General features: G+C 59.8%; 11 protein-coding genes and 1 pseudogene. 10 read left to right on the top strand and 2 right to left on the bottom strand.

The genetic code is table 11. The annotated features are described in order from the left end of the window. The first annotated feature begins 12 nt into the window (after positions 1-12). Genes ABIB42_RS01520 through ABIB42_RS01510 form a run of 3 tightly spaced genes read left to right on the top strand, consistent with a single transcriptional unit; the run spans position 13 to position 3,754 of the window. Positions 13-1,848, top strand: coding sequence for a dynamin family protein (locus ABIB42_RS01520; RefSeq protein ID WP_429247767.1), 1,836 nt, complete (start codon positions 13-15; stop codon positions 1,846-1,848). Next, positions 1,845-3,491: a GTPase gene (locus ABIB42_RS01515; protein ID WP_429247766.1), complete on the top strand. Its 1,647-nt coding sequence runs from the start codon at positions 1,845-1,847 to the stop codon at positions 3,489-3,491. The genes ABIB42_RS01520 and ABIB42_RS01515 overlap by 4 nt, the downstream gene beginning before the upstream one ends. Beyond that, positions 3,491-3,754: a YkgJ family cysteine cluster protein gene (locus tag ABIB42_RS01510; protein ID WP_429247765.1), complete on the top strand. Its 264-nt coding sequence runs from the start codon at positions 3,491-3,493 to the stop codon at positions 3,752-3,754. Before ABIB42_RS01515 ends, ABIB42_RS01510 begins: the two co-directional genes overlap by 1 nt. Before the next feature lie 418 nt (positions 3,755-4,172). On the opposite strand, the gene ABIB42_RS01505 is transcribed toward ABIB42_RS01510, so the two are convergent. Next, positions 4,173-4,655, bottom strand: a complete 483-nt coding sequence (locus ABIB42_RS01505; RefSeq protein WP_429247764.1) for a DUF6979 family protein — start codon at positions 4,653-4,655, stop codon at positions 4,173-4,175. A 122-nt stretch (positions 4,656-4,777) separates the two neighbouring features. Here ABIB42_RS01505 and tnpC point away from each other — a divergent pair. From tnpC to ABIB42_RS01475, 6 genes and pseudogenes are all read left to right on the top strand, one after another. After that, positions 4,778-5,439: pseudogene (tnpC, locus tag ABIB42_RS01500) on the top strand (IS66 family transposase). Then, complete coding sequence (locus tag ABIB42_RS01495) at positions 5,440-5,622, top strand: transposase domain-containing protein (protein ID WP_429247763.1); 183 nt, start codon at positions 5,440-5,442, stop codon at positions 5,620-5,622. Between the two features lie 187 nt (positions 5,623-5,809). Continuing rightward, a complete protein-coding gene (locus tag ABIB42_RS01490; protein WP_429247762.1) occupies positions 5,810-6,529 on the top strand; it encodes a hypothetical protein in 720 nt (239 codons plus the stop codon). A 944-nt stretch (positions 6,530-7,473) separates the two neighbouring features. Then, on the top strand, positions 7,474-8,022 hold the full coding sequence (locus ABIB42_RS01485; RefSeq protein ID WP_429247761.1) for a carboxymuconolactone decarboxylase family protein: 549 nt from the start codon (positions 7,474-7,476) through the stop codon (positions 8,020-8,022). Positions 8,023-8,025: 3 nt separating this feature from the next. Continuing rightward, entirely contained in the window at positions 8,026-9,189 is a 1,164-nt protein-coding gene (locus ABIB42_RS01480; protein ID WP_429247760.1) for a PAS domain-containing protein, read from the top strand. Between the two features lies 1 nt (position 9,190). Continuing rightward, positions 9,191-10,669 carry an ATP-binding protein gene (locus tag ABIB42_RS01475; RefSeq protein WP_005667594.1) on the top strand — a complete coding sequence of 493 codons (1,479 nt, stop codon included), beginning with the start codon at positions 9,191-9,193 and terminating at the stop codon, positions 10,667-10,669. 151 nt (positions 10,670-10,820) lie between these two features. Here ABIB42_RS01475 and ABIB42_RS01470 read toward each other — a convergent pair whose 3' ends face one another. Beyond that, on the bottom strand, positions 10,821-12,914 hold the full coding sequence (locus ABIB42_RS01470; protein ID WP_005667592.1) for a putative bifunctional diguanylate cyclase/phosphodiesterase: 2,094 nt from the start codon (positions 12,912-12,914) through the stop codon (positions 10,821-10,823). A 579-nt stretch (positions 12,915-13,493) separates the two neighbouring features. Here ABIB42_RS01470 and ABIB42_RS01465 point away from each other — a divergent pair. Next, entirely contained in the window at positions 13,494-15,752 is a 2,259-nt protein-coding gene (locus tag ABIB42_RS01465; protein ID WP_429247759.1) for a chemotaxis protein CheB, read from the top strand. Positions 15,753-15,813 lie beyond the last annotated feature (61 nt).

Here is a 15,813-nt window from a genome sequence, read left to right as displayed (position 1 = left end):
AAAGAAGGATCGATGAGCACTACCATCCGTCGTACGGAACTCCTGGCCTCGTTCCAGGAACTGCAGGACAAGTTCAGCAATACCCTGGACTGGGCAAAAGGACAGGAAAGCGCCTTCGACGGCCTGCGCGAGGCCTTCCTCGCCGACGTCGACAAGCAGCTGAAGCGGGCGCGCAAGCAGCTCAAGAAGACCCATCCCGCCCATGGCCAGCTCAGCGCCTTCATCGGCCTCATGGAGGCGACGAAGGGCGAATGGAAAATCAAGGTACTCGACCGTAAGAGGGGTGTCGCCTTCCAGGAGGACTTCGGGGACTCCTTGCTGGTATTCGTCAACGGCAAGGTCAAGTCGGGCAAGAGTTCGCTCGGCAACTACATGGCGTGGGGCCACACGGATCCGACGCCGGAATTGAAACGCCAGGTGGCCCGCGAGAACGCGCCCGAGTATTTTTCCCGTGACCAGACCGAGGTGCGGGGTGGCGACGGGAAGGGCGAGGCACAGGACCGGCGCGAGTTCCGGGTCGGCGCCGTCGAGGCGACCAGCTCGATCCAAGGCTTCCGCCTGCCGGGCCTGACCTGGGTCGATTCGCCGGGCTTGCATTCGATGAACCCCGAGAACGGCGAGCTGGCGCTGCGTTACGTGGAGCACGCCGACCTGATCCTGTACACGATGAAGTCCGATTCCCCGGGCCGCGAAAGCGACGTGTCGGAAATCGAGCGCCTGGTGGGGAAGGACAAGAAGATCGTGCTGCTGCTGACCGGGAGCGACGACATCGAGGAAGAACCGGCCCCGGACGGCGAGACCCTGGTGCAGACCGTAGTGATGAAGGATGCCGCGCGTTGCGGCCGGCAGGTCGACTACGTGCGCGAGGCGCTGGAAAAGGCCTGCGGACCCGCGCTTGCCGCAAGCGTCGACATCGTGCCGGTCTCGGCCCGCTATGTGCAGCTCCACACCGGCGACCCGGCCAGGCTTTCCGAGAGCGGCATGGGAACACTGTTTGCGACCCTGCACCGGATCGCGCATTCAGAGGGCCTGAAGATCAAGCAGCGCACCCCGGTTGCGAATCTCTACCATTTCCTGCAAGCCTGCCACCGCGACCTGGGTCCTTACGAGACCCTGATCGCCGGTTTCCGCCAGCCCTTGCAGGAGGCGAAGCTGCGCACCGACAAGCGCTTGAACACGGTGGTCCACGCGGCGCAGGCGGAGCTGCAGGGTTTCGTCGACCGGTACTTCGAACGGCTCGAAGCCGACCGCCATGGCGACGGCCTGGCCACCCAGCTGGCTGCATTCCAAAAGGCCCTGAACGGGCAGATGCAGGAGACCGTGAAAACGCATCTCGCCGACGTCTTCGAAGAGATGATGTCGGGCTTCGCCACGGCGATCGAGGACACCTACCAGGCCAGCGAACTGGTGCGCCTGCCGGACTTCGAAGTGCAGAAGGTCAAGGAACAGATCCCGCGCGTCCAGTCCGGCACCCGGGGCCGCAACAGCCTGATCGGAAGCACCCTGCTGGGTGCGCTGGGCTTCTTCCTCGGCGGTCCGGCCGGCGCGGGCCTCGGCGCGAGCATCGGCGGGGCGCTGGGCGGCGCCACCGGCAACAGCGCCTCGACCAGCTACAGCGAGATCGAAGTCACGGTCGGCGACAACCTGCAGGAGATCCGCCTGCAGGCCGTGCGCCAGGCCCAGGAAGCCCTCGACACCCAGATCCGCGGTGCCGCCGGCGCCCTGTGGCGCTCGGTCGAGGAGGAAGTGGACGGCCTGCTCGACCCGCTGGCCGGCACCATCCGCCAATTCGACACCGACCTGCAGGCGCTGCTGCGCACCATCGAAGACAAACAGGAAGCATCATGAGCATCAACACTACCCAGTTACTGGACGCCTACGAGCAGACCCGCACCGTGGTCGCCGACCATCCCGATCTGGCTGCGCAATTTGCCCCGGTCGAGACCATGTTCGAGGACAAAAAGGGCAAGGCCGACGCGGTCGTCATGGTCTATGGCGTCTACAATGCCGGCAAGAGCACCCTGATCAATGCCTTGATCGGCCGCGAGGCAGCGGCCGTCGACGACGTCCCGAAGACCGATACGGTTACCGCCTACCAGTGGGGCAGCTACAGCATCCTCGACACGCCGGGCGTGGACGCGCCCATCGAGCACGAACAGGTGACCCGGGCCCAGATGCTCAAGGCGGACGCCGTCGTCTTTGTGGTGGACCCGCTCGGCACCGTCGAAGAAGAGAAGACCCTGGAAGTGCTGCTCGACATGATCGAGGCGCGCAAGCAGATCTACCTCGTCTTCAACGAGAAGAAGCCGGTGAGCCCGGACACCTTCGTCCATCTCAAGGACCAGGTGCGCGCCCGCCTGCAGGCGATGGCCGGCGCGCGCGGGCTGTCCGACGTGCTCAAGGAAATCCCGATCTCCAAGGTCAATGCGCGCCGCGCCCTGCAGGGTATCGTCAAGGGCCAGCCCCTGATGGTGGAGCTGAGCGACTTCCCGGCCTTCGAGCAGCAGCTCAAGGCCTTCTTGCAGGGCATCGGCACCAATGTGATCTACGGCCGCCTGAAGCGCGAGCTGCAGGGCTTCCTGGAGGCGGCGATCGAGTACCTGCAGTTGCGTTCGGAAACCGCCACCGTCAAGAAATACGACCGGCTGCTCCAGCGCATCAACGCGGAGCGGGCGCGCTTTTCGCGCGACATGGCGCGCGTGCTGGCGCGCCAGCGCAGCCATGTCCACGAGATGAGCAAGGTGTACCTGCGCACCGCGCCGCAGGAGTGCCACGCCCAGCTCGAACAGCTGTTGCACAAGGCCGGCGAGCAGGTCAGCCACAGCCTGGAGAGCGAACTGCAGGCGGTGGTATCCCTGGTGCAGGCCGAGATCGACGAGTTCCAGGTCAGCCTGCCGCACATCGGCCGGCCGGACGCGCCCGGTGCGGTGCCGGAATTCGGAGACGCCGGCGACCAGGACGATGACGGCATGGCGTCCGCGTCCGGCCCGGCGGGGTCGCTCCCCATCAAGGAAACCGTCCAGCAGCTCGGCGGGCTGGCCAAGCCGGAACACATCGTCAGCGGACTGAAGGTCATCAAGAAGACCATGCCCAGCCTGATGAAGGGGATCGGCACCAAGACGATGGAAAAGTGGGGTGCGGCGATCGTCGGTAAGTGGATTCCTTACGTCGGCCTCGCGGCGTCGATCGGCGAAGGCCTGTACACGCTGCTCAAGGGCGACCCGGAAGCTGAGCGCCTGCGCAAGCTGCACGAGGAGCAGCAACGTGCGCGGGAACGCGCCGTCCAGCAAATGGAAGACTTCGCGCACGGCCTGGCGGAAGGCTTCGAAAACTCGATGGCAGCGATCGTTGCGAAGGAGAGCACCGCGTTCTTCGGTGACGTGAACGAGCAGGTCGCGGGCTTGCGGGCCGGCTTCAGTGAGGCAGAGCAGGCGAACAGCCGCCAGATGGAGCGGGTCCTGGGTATCACCCGGCAGGTTACCGGCGCTTGATGAGCGGGCCGGAACTGACGCCTTTCCCATGCAATGGCTGCGGCAAATGCTGCCGTGTGGTCGACCGTAGCCCGGAAACGGTATGGCTGGACCGGGGAGACGGCACCTGCCGCAATTTCGACGAGGAGGCGCGCAGCTGCAGGATCTACGAGAAGAGGCCGCTCGTATGCCGGGTGCAGGACTATTATGTCGCGCACTTGGCGACACGAATTAAGTGGGATGAGTTCGTGAAAGTGAACCTCGATATTTGTGCGCGTTTGTAACTTAAAGTCAAGAGCGGCAGCTGTGACCGTCCCGGCTGTTGCGGAGGCCGGTCTGTTTGGGTCCCGTCGGCGCAGATCGTTCTCGATACCATGAACGTTGGGCTCGACGGCTGGGATGGTGGTCGCGGTAGGGGTCAAATCAAGGCATTGCCTATTGTTGCAGGGTCAAGGATCGATGACCTTGGCATGGTATCGTGAATGGTACTGGGCCAAGAGTGCCATTAAATTGCTAAGCAATTCACAGGCTTATCTCAGCCATTGATAATGGAGTGGAGTGAAATTTCCCATAGGAATACCCTCTGCTAGAACAGAGCCCGCTTCGGCGGGTTTCTTATTATATGTGGTGGTGTGGCCCGTGTTTTGAGTTATCTGGTCTTCCATCCAGTGAAGGTTCCCAAGTGTCGAAACTGGTGGCCGTTCATATCTTTCGTACCGCTCCAGCACACCATAGTGCGATCACGACATTCATCTGCCCATTGTGACGCTTTTTACCAGCCTGCTCGGCAACAGCGCTCCACAGCCTTTGAGGATCTGCAGCCCAAGTGGCATCCTCACGTAGACGCTGAACGGCGGCCTCGGCGTATCGGCGGTTGTCGAGCGAACGCGTATATGCGCCGGGCGGCACGCCGTTGATCAGTCCCGCTGCCGCCAACCCAAGGAATGCCGATTTCGGACATGACTTGACCCTCGCCTCGGGTCTACCGACAAACACGTCAGCCGCCCTGTCGGACCAAGCTTTGACCGGATGCGTACCGGTGGCGGCTAGCCGCGATGCCTCGAGTGCGACACGAGCGTAACCCGTCAGAAAATCGTTCTCCATATTCCCTCTTGAAAGAAGTTCCATACCTTTTACCAGGGTCCCGCGACCGCTCCGATGCAAATGTGACAGCTTGACAAGCATACCTTGTGCATCGGCACGTGTCGATAAGCGAAACAGCCCCTTCGTGGAAGTAGATCACTTGAGTATGGCGTTCGGCAGATCGTTCGCGATGCGACTCACGTAAGGATAGATTCAGTAGCATCTTGCAGCCGCTGGCCGACTGGCTCGCTGAACTGCCCGGGCAGCGTAGTTGCCTGCATGCCGACGAGACTCCGGTACGTCAGCTCAATCCCGGCAGCGGTAAAACATGGCAAGCGTATCTGTGGGCCTATCGATCCGCTACCTGGGACGACGGACCGCCCATCATCGTGTTCGATTACCAGGAGAGCCGGGCCGGCTCCCACGCTCGCGCTTTCCTGCAAGACTGGCGCGGCCACCTGATGGTCGACGACTACGCCGGCTACAAGGCCCTGTTTGCGCAAGACGCCACTAAGCTGACGTGCCTGGCGCATATCCGTCGCAAGTCCTTCGATCTGCACGCGGCCAACGGCAGCCCGGTTGCGGCCGAGGCAATGCGCCGCATCGCCCAGCTATACGCTATCGAGCAAAAGGCACAGATATGACGCCGCCGCAGCGATTCTCGCTGCGTCAGCAGCAGGCGCAGCCACTGCTGGCCGACCTGCACGCCTGGCCCGATGCGATCGCACGCACCGCCGCCATCGGTAGCGGCACCGCCAGAGCCGTTGAGCACGCACTCAAACGCTGGACCGCGCTGCAGCGCTATGCCAGCTCGGGAATTCTGCCAATCGACAACAACGCTGTCGAAAACGCGATCCGCACGATCGCCATCGGCAAGAAGAACTAATTGTTAGCCGGCTCCCTGCGCGCCGGCCGCCGCGCCGCCGCCATCCAGACTTTGTTCGCCACCGCCAATCTCAACAGCCTCGATCCGGCGCTCTGGCTGACTAATACGCTGGAAGCACTGCCCACCTGCCCGAACAGCAGGGTCGATTCGCTGCTGCCGTTTTCGGACAATACGCCACGCTGAACTGTCCTGGAAGGTGGGGCAACTGGACGCTTACCCTTGTACCACCAATGCTGCACCACTAACTTTTGCCAATCTGAGTAAGTTGCTTTTTGCTAATAAATTTTATATAGTTGTGCAACCCTCCCGTAAAGCACGGACCTCCGTACACAGAGTAAAGATGACAGCGCGAAAATTATTAGCACGAACCATGTTGCTCTTCCTGCTTACATGCGTCCTCATCCCGACACATATAGCGCTTGACGAAGACGTGACTTGGCTTTCGGAGTGGTTCGCACCGAAGTATGAGGTACCCTCTCGTGATGATGCTCTAGAGATTGGAGATGCGGCCCACACCCAAGACGTCGAGAAGAGTCAAGAATTAATTGACGAATGGGAAGCTTGTCGCGAACGCAATGGCGAGATCTATGCTCGCATTATCTGCCGAGCTCGCCCTGATGAAATCGGTCCAGCTACAATCGATAAACTAGTGACTACCGGCGCGGCAATTCATCGCGCCGGATTTGTCTATGATGAGATCGCGCCGCGTGAGGTGGAGAGCAGGAATTTGCTGACATATACGTTCGGTGGTCTCTATGTGTGCATCACCTTGGCCGTGTTGGGAATGGTGATTCGGTGGTTTCGGGACAACCAACTTCAGAGAGTGCGCTCCGCCGCAAATAAGCTGCGCGAACTTACCCCGAATGCTGTCGAACTGAAAGGCGCATTAAATAAGAAACTTTCGAGTCGGCGACTGCGCCAGTTGGAGCGGGAGTTCAATTCGCTAAAGAATCTCCATTCAAACGGAATGATCGATGATTTGGCGTTCGAAAAACGAAAGACCGCCCTAAAAAGGGAGCTGGAGGAAAATGAAGAAGGTCGCGATGTCGCGAGTGGCGCTAGGCCGGGACCGAGATCGGAACAATCATAACGTTGTCCATCTTGCACTCTACTGAAGACTGTTGTGCTGTGAAAAATAGCATCACTATTCGTACGATGAGGCAAAGCGCTGAGGCGGCATTCAGAGAAGCCAACGGGGACGGAAATCGTTGAAGTGCCCGCAGCCATGCTTCTGGAGCGCGGTCATGAATGAGCTCGAATCGGCCTGCTAGGGCAGTTTGCCAGTCGGTTGAACAAGGGAACGTGGTACGCGTACCGTAAGCGTCCTTCCAGCACCGTCTGTACGTAGTTTACCGGCTCTGCGAAAGTAGATCCCGTTATTTTTGGCGGGAACTACTATGGACACTGTTGTGAATCGCCTTGGCTTTTGTGTACGCTAGCAAGGTCAAATTTGGCCGGAAGCAAATCGTCCGCGGTACCATGCCCGTATGGTTCAGCGGGCGAAAAAGTGGTTACGGTAGGGTGAGAATGAGGTAATGCCAGTTGTTGCTGGCGCCAGAATCGATAGATTTGGGATGGTATCGTGAATGGTACTGAGCTAGGGAGTAGCGTTAAATTGCTAAGGAAATCATCGGCTTACCTTAGCCATTGATAATCGAGTGGGAGTGAGTTTCTCGCTGGAAACTTCTTTTTCGCAGTTCAAGAGGCTCGCTTCGGCGAGCTTTTTACTTGCTTAAGCAATCAGTTGAGCTCACCCTGAACCTGTTCAAGGCGGTGTTCAGTTTTTCCGTGACCTGCTGGTCCCTATCAGGCGGCTCGCGGCGAGATGCGTCCGATTGAACCTGCTGCCATCGGCGAGGACGCCCAGCTGGTCGCACTGGTTGCGGGACAGGTCAATGCCACGGCAACATCTCATACGGGCATGCGATCAAATATCAACTGGTAGGAAACGTCCCGATGCCGTGGCCGTGCTATCATTCGGCACCGTCACCTGACCGCATGAGAGTCGTTCTGACATCTCATATCCCCTGAGACATGCCGAACATTCACAATCTGGAACCTGGCGATGCAAGTGCCGAAGTCAGGGCGCTGTACACGGACTTTCAGCGCCGTATGGGTTTCCCTGCCCCGCCCAACTTCATCAAGGTCCAGGGCCATTCGGTTGCGGCCGCAAGCGGAAGCTGGGGACTCGTCCAGAACACCCTGGTCGGAGGCGTCCTTCCTCGAACGCTGAAAGAGATGCTGTTCTCCGCAATCTCCGCTGACAGGAATTGCCAGTACTGCGAAGCTGCGCATCTTGCCTGCTGTCGCATGCTTGGTGTCAGCGAAGAAGATCTGGCACAGCTGTCCGAGAATATCGATTCGCTCGATCCGCCCAAGACACGCGCAATCATCCGGTTCGGGCTGAAATGCGCACGTGATCCGCAAAGCCTGACTTCCGAGGACTTCAGCACCCTGCGGGGGCTTGGCCTGACGGAGTCGGAAATCATGGAACTCATCTCCATGTCGGCATTGGCGGTCTACGCCAACATCGTTGCCGATGCCACCAAGGTGGAAAACGACGAGATATTCAGCCAGCTTTGACGCATGGAGAAGGGCCGTGACATTGCGCAGCTGAACCTGGTACTCGAGCTGGTATCCGAGTTTGCGTCGGTGACCACGCTGAAGGAGCTCGAGCGTACGATCGATTCGCGGCTACGCTGGATTCTCGATTTCGAGGAGTGCGAACTGCGGATGATGCGTGGTAGTGACGCGTCCGATGATTCGGATGTGGAATCCGCGCTGCCCGGTCCCTTGCCGGGCAGCGTCGCTATATCGAAAGAAGCGCTTGTACGACAGGCGCTGGCGACCGGCGTACCTGCCTCGGTCGGGATGCCCATCACCGCTATCGTCTACCCGCTCGGACTGAGCGACAAACCGCTCGGCGTTCTCTACCTGGCCGCCGAAACAGCGGGCTTTTCGTACCGGGACCTGCGTCTGCTTCACCATGTTTGTTCGAGTCTTGGCGCGGTGCTGGCGCGCATTCACCAAGCCTCGATCGAGTCGGAATTTCGCGCAAACGAAACGCGCCTGCAAAGCATGAACATGCGTCTCGAGCAGCGTGTCATGGAACGCACCAGCGAACGTGACGTTCTCATTGCAATGTTCCAGGCAACCGATATGTCCATTCAGGTACTGGATATGGATTGCCGGCTCCTGGCCATCAACGACGCGGGTATCGCCCAATACAAGCGCATGTACGGCGCGAACGCCATGATTGGCGACAGTCTGCCGGAACTGTTGAAGGGCGCGCCAGCACAGATGGCAGCGATTGTTGGGCTGTGGCGCCGGGCGCTCGGCGGCGAGGCGTTCACGGTACAGCAGGAATTCGACGCAAGCGCGTCCCAACCGTGTAGCTATGAAATGCGGTTCGAGGTCTTGCGTGGATCCGACGACATGCAGATCGGCGCGTTCATGACTGCGGTCGATACCACGGACTCCGTGAGACAGCAGCGCGCACTGGCCGATACGCAGGAGGCGCTTCGACAGTCGCAAAAGCTGGAAGCGATCGGTCAGCTGACCGGGGGCGTGGCTCACGACTTCAACAATGTGCTTGCCGTGATCAAGGCAAGCACCGAGCTTTTACGCAAGACGAGCTTGAACGACGAGCGACGTCAGCGGTTTATCGAATCGATTGGAAACGCCGTCACACGAGGCCCGGCTAACCGGCCAACTACTCGCGTTCGCCCGCAGGCAGGCCCTGCAGCCTGAAGTGTTCGACGCCGGGGAGAATGCGCGCGCGGTTGCCGAGATGATCGGCAGCCTCACCGGCGCCGGGGTCGAGGTCAACATCCACGTGTCGGATCAGGAATGCCTGATCGACGCCGACCCAAGCCAGTTCGACACGGCCCTGGTGAACCTGGCGGTCAATGCGCGCGATGCCATGCGTGCGCGGGGAACCCTGACCGTGAGGGTTGAGGTCGTCGAAGCCATCCCGGCCACCAAGACGCGCGGCGCGGTGGAAGGCGAATTTGTCGCCGTCTCGCTTGCCGATACCGGAACCGGCATCGCGCCGGAACACCTGGAAAAAATCTTCGAGCCATTCTTCACAACGAAAGGCGTGGGGCATGGGACCGGGTCGGGATTGTCGCAGGTATTCGGTTTCGCCCATCAATCGGGAGGAGATGTCCGCGTACAGAGCGCACCGGGCGCTGGCAGTACGTTCACACTCTACTTGCCGCGCGCTCGCGCTGCAAGGGTGGCGCCGGCAGCCACGCGCAAGGCTGCCGATCTTCCCTCAGGGGATGGCGTCAGTGTCCTGGCCGTGGAGGACAATCCTGAATTGGCTGCCGTGGTCGACACCATGCTGCAGGAACTCGGCTACGCCAGTGTCGTGGTGCCCAGCGCCGAACGTGCGCTGGAATTGCTGCGCGAGGAACCCGACCGCTTCGCTGCGGTGTTTTCGGATGTGATGTTGCCTGGAATGAATGGGATCGATCTGGCCAATGCCATCGCCGAGTCGGGAATCGGGGCGGCGGTCGTGCTCAGCAGCGGTTACAGCCAGGCGCTGGTCGAGAATCCCGACCACGGGTTCGTCTTGCTTGCCAAGCCTTATGCACTCGCCGATCTGGCGCGGGCGCTTCACGCTGCCGTGCACAGGCTCGATCCACCGGCAGGGCAGGAGCAGCCGGACATGGCGACCGTATACGACGGACGCCGGCTGGACGCCGAGGCGCGGGCGGAGCAGGCTCGGCTTGCCGAGCTGGCCGCGCTGCACATCATGGATAGCGAAGAAGACGAAGCCTACGATGAGCTCACGCGCATGGCAGCTTCCTTCTGCGAAGCGCCGATCGCGCTCATTTCGCTGGTCGACGAACAGCGACAATGGTTCAAGGGGCGCGTGGGTCTTCAGGCACGTGAGACACCGCGCGAGCATGCATTCTGTGCACACGCGATCAAGCAGCCTGAACAAATAATGCAAGTACCGGACGCGACGCTCGATGCGCGATTTGCCGTGAACCCTTTGGTAACTGGTGAGCCCGGCATTCGTTTCTATGCAGGTGCTCCACTGCGGAGCGCTTCGGGCCATGCGCTTGGCACCTTATGCGTGATCGACAGGAAGCCCCGGCACTTGACACAAGACCAGCTCGATGCGCTCAGGACGCTCGCGGCGAGCGTGGTGGAGCGCCTCGAAGCGCGCAGGCTGGAACTAGGCCTGGCTGTAGACCCGAGCGAGAACCCAGCCCGGTAAGCGAGAGTCGGGCCGGGCGCGCTTGGCAAGCGTGAGCTGCGTTGCTCGTCGTGCATGGCCGGCCATGCGGCCGCCTTGCGCCTTGCTCATGAAAGCCGTAATGACCCCGGCTAAGCACCCCGGCATCGGGACATCGCGCAGCGCAGGCCGGTCATCCGCGCCTGTCACTGCCGAGCATTGCCTGTATCTGCGCCGCATCGACCGGTTGGCTGAACAGGAAGCCCTGGCCTTCGTTGCATTTGTGATTCTTGAGAAAAGCAAGCTGCACCTCGTCCTCGACACCCTCGGCGATGACACGTTGGTGCAGGTTCCTGCCCATGTCGATGACCGCGCTGACGATTGCGCCGTTGCGTCCAGCCCCTTTTTCGGATTCGATCGCCTTGACGAAGGATTGGTCGATCTTGAGCACATCGATCGGGAATTCGTTCAGGTAACTAAGGCTTGAGTAGCCGGTGCCGAAGTCATCGACCGCGATCTGTACTCCCATCGCCTTGAACTTCGCCAGGAGCAGGGCGCTGGCGGCGACATCGTGCATCAGAACGCTTTCAGTCAGCTCAAGCTGAATACGTGCCCGGTCCACGCCGGTGGCGTCGAAGATCGCCAGCGCGTTAGCCAAGAAATCCCGGTGCCGGAACTCCAGGGTCGAAATGTTTACGGCAACCGACACTTCCAAAATGTCAATTTCGCTCCAGCGTACCAGTTGCGCGCACGCTTCGCTCAATACCCAGCGCCCGATCGGGATGATCAGGCCGCACTCTTCTGCGACCGATATGAACCGCTCCGGCATGACCACGCCCCACTCGGGATGCATCCAGCGCAGCAGCGCTTCGACACCGGTAATGCGATCGGTTTGCAGGTCGACCTTGGGCTGGTAATGCAGCGCGAATTCGCCGTGTTCCAGCGCCCGCCGCAGGTTGGTTTCGATTAGCTGCCGCTCGACAGCACGCGTGTTCATGTCCTGGCGGAAGAATTGGTAGTTATTGCGTCCGCGTTCCTTGGCGTGGTACATGGCGGTGTCGGCGTTCTTGATCAGGGTGGCGGCATCGATCCCGTCGAGGGGAAAGGCGCTGATGCCGATACTGGTCGACGTATGCAGTTCGTGCGTCCCGATGACGAATGGCTCCGACAGCGCCAGCAGAATCTTGTCGGCCGCCAATGCGGCATCCCGCGCACGACGTTCGTTTGCCAGCAGAATCACGAACTCGTCACCCCCGTGCCTGCTTACAGTATCGGAGGTGCGAACGCAGGCCAGCAGCCGTTGGGACACCGCTTGCAGCAGCCGGTCGCCGACCGCGTGGCCCAGGGAGTCGTTGATGTTCTTGAATTTGTCCAGGTCGAGGAATAGCAGCACCGGAGAGGTGTCGTTGCGCCTGGACATGGCAATTGCCTGGGTGACGCGATCGTGAAGAAAAGCGCGATTGGGCAGGTTGGTGAGAAAATCGTGTTGCGCCAGATGCCGCATCTTGGTGGTCAGCGCCACAGTGTCGGAAATATCCCGAAACACCATTACGGCGCCAACGAGCTGTCGGTCCCAGTCGCGAATGGGGGCGGCGGAGTCTTCGATCGGGATGCGCTGGCCGTGACGTGAAACGAGGACCGCGTTCCCGCTCAGGCTCGAGGCCTGATCCGTATGCAGGATATCGTCCACAGGACTGGCGGTGGTGCGGCCGCTGCGCTCGTCGACGAGTTCGATCACTTCGGCAATGGGCCGTCCGCGCGCCTCTTCCCGCGTCCAGCCGCAGGCCTGCTCAGCAGCGATATTCAGATAGTCCACGCGCCCGTTCATGTCGACGGAGACGACCGCATCGCCGATCGAGTTGAGCGTGATTTCCGCACGCGCCTGGGCAACGTATAATCCTCGCTCAACCTTCATGCGCTCGATGATGTTGCGCAGGGACTGCGGCACCAGATAATTATTGAAGAAGCCCTTCGTCAGCCAGCCCTGCGCACCTCGCTGGACCGCTTCGATGGCATCGGCTTCGTTGTCGAGCCGGGATAGGGTCAGGATCGGGATATGGCGTGCGGCTGCATGCACGCGATCGAAGCAATCCAGCCCTTGGCAATCGGGGAGCAGCAGATCCAGCAGGATCGCATCGATCGGTCCACTGTGGATTCGAAGTAGTCCGTCGGCCAGGCAAGCGACATCCTCCACATCGAACGGGCCATCGTGCGCGTTGCCGAGAGCCTCGTGCAGGATGCGGACATCATCCACGTCGGAAGAGAGGATAAGCACTCGGTGAGGCATGGCGTCTCCCGCTGGTATTGCTGGTGGACTGGCGGGCATCGACTACGCCGCAACCGTTGACTGATGGAATAAACCCAGTATAACAACGCCTCATTAATTGTCAAATTAATAATAATCAACTGACTGACGGTATGATGCTGGCGCCGTGCCGACCGTGACGCCCAATCGGGCGTTCAGAATCCGATGGCTGTTGCCGCAGATCGAGCGCCTTCATTCTGCATGGTCGGAAACGGATGTTCGCCTGGATACGAGTCTGAACCCGATCTATATCGTAGCGCAGCATATCGACCTTGGCGGCCTTGTGGCGCAGGCATATGGACAGGACTTGTGGCAACAACATGCGTACAGGTTCGGCATCCATTTGAGATCTTCGTCGAGAACGTATCCGGCGTGCCAAGGCACTCGCATCTTTGACTGCGCGCGCACGGAAAAATTGGGGATCTCGATGGAACCAGGTACATGGTCAAGTGAAGGCAAAGCACCGCCCGCCACCAAATATTTAATCGGCGCCCGCACGGATTTCACATAAAAAACGCGTTATGCTCGTTCCTTGACCCAAAGGCCAATGTGAGTATTTCCATGAACGATAACGAACGTAAAGTGTTGGAATTCCCTCCACCTGATCGCGATTTCATCCCGAGCACGCTGGAGTTTCCCGTTGTCGGCATTGGCGCCTCCGCGGGGGGGATCGAGGCGCTGAGCCGCTTTCTTGAGGCAATGCCAGCCGAAAACGGCATGGCATTCGTCGTCGTCCTCCACCTTTCGCCAAAGCACGAAAGCAATCTCGACAAGATCCTGCAAGCGAAAACCAGGATGCCGGTCACTCAGGTCACGGAAGTCACGCCCATCGAGGCTGGCCATGTCTATCTCATCTCGCCGGCGCTGGATTTATTGATGAACGACGGCTCGCTGCAGGTCGTCTCGGCCGCGCGTCCTCGCGGCCGCCATGTTGCCATCGACATGTTCTTTCGCACCCTTGCCGAAGTACATCGGGAACGGGCAATCGGCGTCATTCTGTCGGGGGCAGGCTCCGATGGTGCAGTCGGCATTGCAAGAATCAAGGAAAAGGGGGGCATGACATTCGTCCAGTCACCCGACGATGCCGAATACGACAGCATGCCGCGCAGTGCGCTGGAAAGGGGGACGGTCGACGTGGTATTGCCGGCAAGCGAGATGCCGCAGAAGTTGCTCGAATTAGGCCGTAACGCACGCGTACTGCAGCTGCCTACGGCAGGACATCTGGAGCGGAGCGTTTACATCGATAGTGCCGAAGCACACGCACAGCAAGCAGAACTTGCACTGCGCGACATTCTGCAGCTGCTGCACCAGCGAACGGGCCACGATTTCAAACACTATAAACGTGCAACCGTCCTGCGCAGGATCGAAAGGCGGCTCCAGGTTCGCGGCCTGGCCGATGTCGTCGCCTACCGGCGTTACCTCGAAGAGCACAGCGAGGAAGCGGCAGCATTACTCCAAGACATGCTCATCAGCGTCACGAATTTCTTTCGCGACCGCATCGCTTTTGACGCGTTGGAGCGCGATGTCATTCCACATATTTTCGAGGAGGTGAAGGAGACGGAACAAGTCCGTGCCTGGTCGGTGGGATGCGCTACCGGCGAAGAGGCCTACTCGATCGCCATGCTTTTCGCCGACCAGAACAGCTTGTTGGCCACACCCAGGCCAGTACAGGTATTTGCGTCCGACATCGACGAGCGCGCTATTGCCGCGGCACGCACCGGCAGGTATCCCGGATCGATCGTTACCGATGTCACCCCTTCCCGGCTGCGGCAATATTTCGACCGACAGGATGAGCATTTGTGCGTGAAACGGGAGATACGGGAAAAGGTGCTGTTTGCGATCCACAACATCTTGCGGGATCCCCCATTTTCGCAGTTGCACCTGATATCTTGTCGCAACCTGCTGATCTATCTCGATCGGGATATCCAGACCAAGGTGATGGAAATTCTGCATTACGCCTTGCGTCCGAACGGCTATCTGTTTCTGGGTACGGCCGAGTCGGCAGAGGCCGTCGCACGTTATTTCACTCCAGTCGACAAGAAAAACCGTATTTATCGGCCCGTAAACGCTCGGCCGGAACGGGCGTTTCACGTGCCGCTCCTCGTCGGTAGACCCGAAGGCGTACCCGCCAAGGCGACGACAAACAGCACGGACCAGCAGCGCGTCTCTCCGCAAGACTTATACCGTAAGCTCGTGGAAATCTCTGGCCCTCCCGGCGTACTCCTCGACCGGAGCCACCAGATCATCTATGCCACGAAACAAGCCTGGAGATTCCTTCGCCATTCAGGCGGCGAGCCCTCGCACGACATCATGGCGACCCTGCATCCAGATCTGCAGCTGGAATTTCGCGCCGCCTTGTTCCAGGCGACACAGAATCACGTGGATGTGCAGACGCGCTTCATGTCGATACGTGATGGGAATGCTGAAATTTTCGTCCGCATCAACATCCATCCCGCTCGCGACCGCGATGCCGCTACAGGCGTCATGCTGCTGGTATTCGAGGAACGCGAGAGTTCGATCGACACCAGTCCATCCGGTCTACAGAATGGCGACAACGTCGTTGCATTGCACCTTGAACAGGAATTAAAGCAGACGAAGGAACACTTGCATTCCGCGATCGAACAATATGAAACGACACTGGAGGATCTGAAAGGATCGAATGAGGAGTTGCAGGCGAGCAATGAGGAGTTGCGTTCGACTGCTGAGGAACTCGAAACCAGCAAGGAAGAATTGCAGTCGATTAACGAGGAACTCATTACCGTCAACACCGAATTGAAGATGAAGGTTATAGTGGACCCCGAATCTGAGACGGTGGTTTAAGCTGTCGTCCGCGAAAGGATGACAGCGAATGAGTGAAGGTAAAAAACGCAGGGTGCACAGC

The sequence above is a fragment of the Massilia sp. UYP32 genome (assembly GCF_050434365.1).
GTDB lineage: Bacteria > Pseudomonadota > Gammaproteobacteria > Burkholderiales > Burkholderiaceae_D > Telluria > Telluria timonae.
Note: the sequence above shows the minus strand (reverse complement) of the source record. Positions and strands in the feature narration are given on the sequence as shown.

Bases quoted from the DNA above. Each gene is read 5' to 3' on its own strand.
- ABIB42_RS01510 (WP_429247765.1), top strand. From the start codon at position 3,491: ATGAGCGGGCCGGAACTGACGCCTTTCCCATGCAATGGCTGCGGCAAA.
- ABIB42_RS01515 (WP_429247766.1), top strand. From the start codon at position 1,845: ATGAGCATCAACACTACCCAGTTACTGGACGCCTACGAGCAGACCCGC.
- ABIB42_RS01490 (WP_429247762.1), top strand. From the start codon at position 5,810: ATGTTGCTCTTCCTGCTTACATGCGTCCTCATCCCGACACATATAGCG.
- ABIB42_RS01470 (WP_005667592.1), bottom strand. From the start codon at position 12,914: ATGCCTCACCGAGTGCTTATCCTCTCTTCCGACGTGGATGATGTCCGC.
- ABIB42_RS01465 (WP_429247759.1), top strand. From the start codon at position 13,494: ATGAACGATAACGAACGTAAAGTGTTGGAATTCCCTCCACCTGATCGC.
- ABIB42_RS01505 (WP_429247764.1), bottom strand. From the start codon at position 4,655: ATGCTTGTCAAGCTGTCACATTTGCATCGGAGCGGTCGCGGGACCCTG.
- ABIB42_RS01480 (WP_429247760.1), top strand. From the start codon at position 8,026: ATGGAGAAGGGCCGTGACATTGCGCAGCTGAACCTGGTACTCGAGCTG.
- ABIB42_RS01520 (WP_429247767.1), top strand. From the start codon at position 13: ATGAGCACTACCATCCGTCGTACGGAACTCCTGGCCTCGTTCCAGGAA.
- ABIB42_RS01485 (WP_429247761.1), top strand. From the start codon at position 7,474: ATGCCGAACATTCACAATCTGGAACCTGGCGATGCAAGTGCCGAAGTC.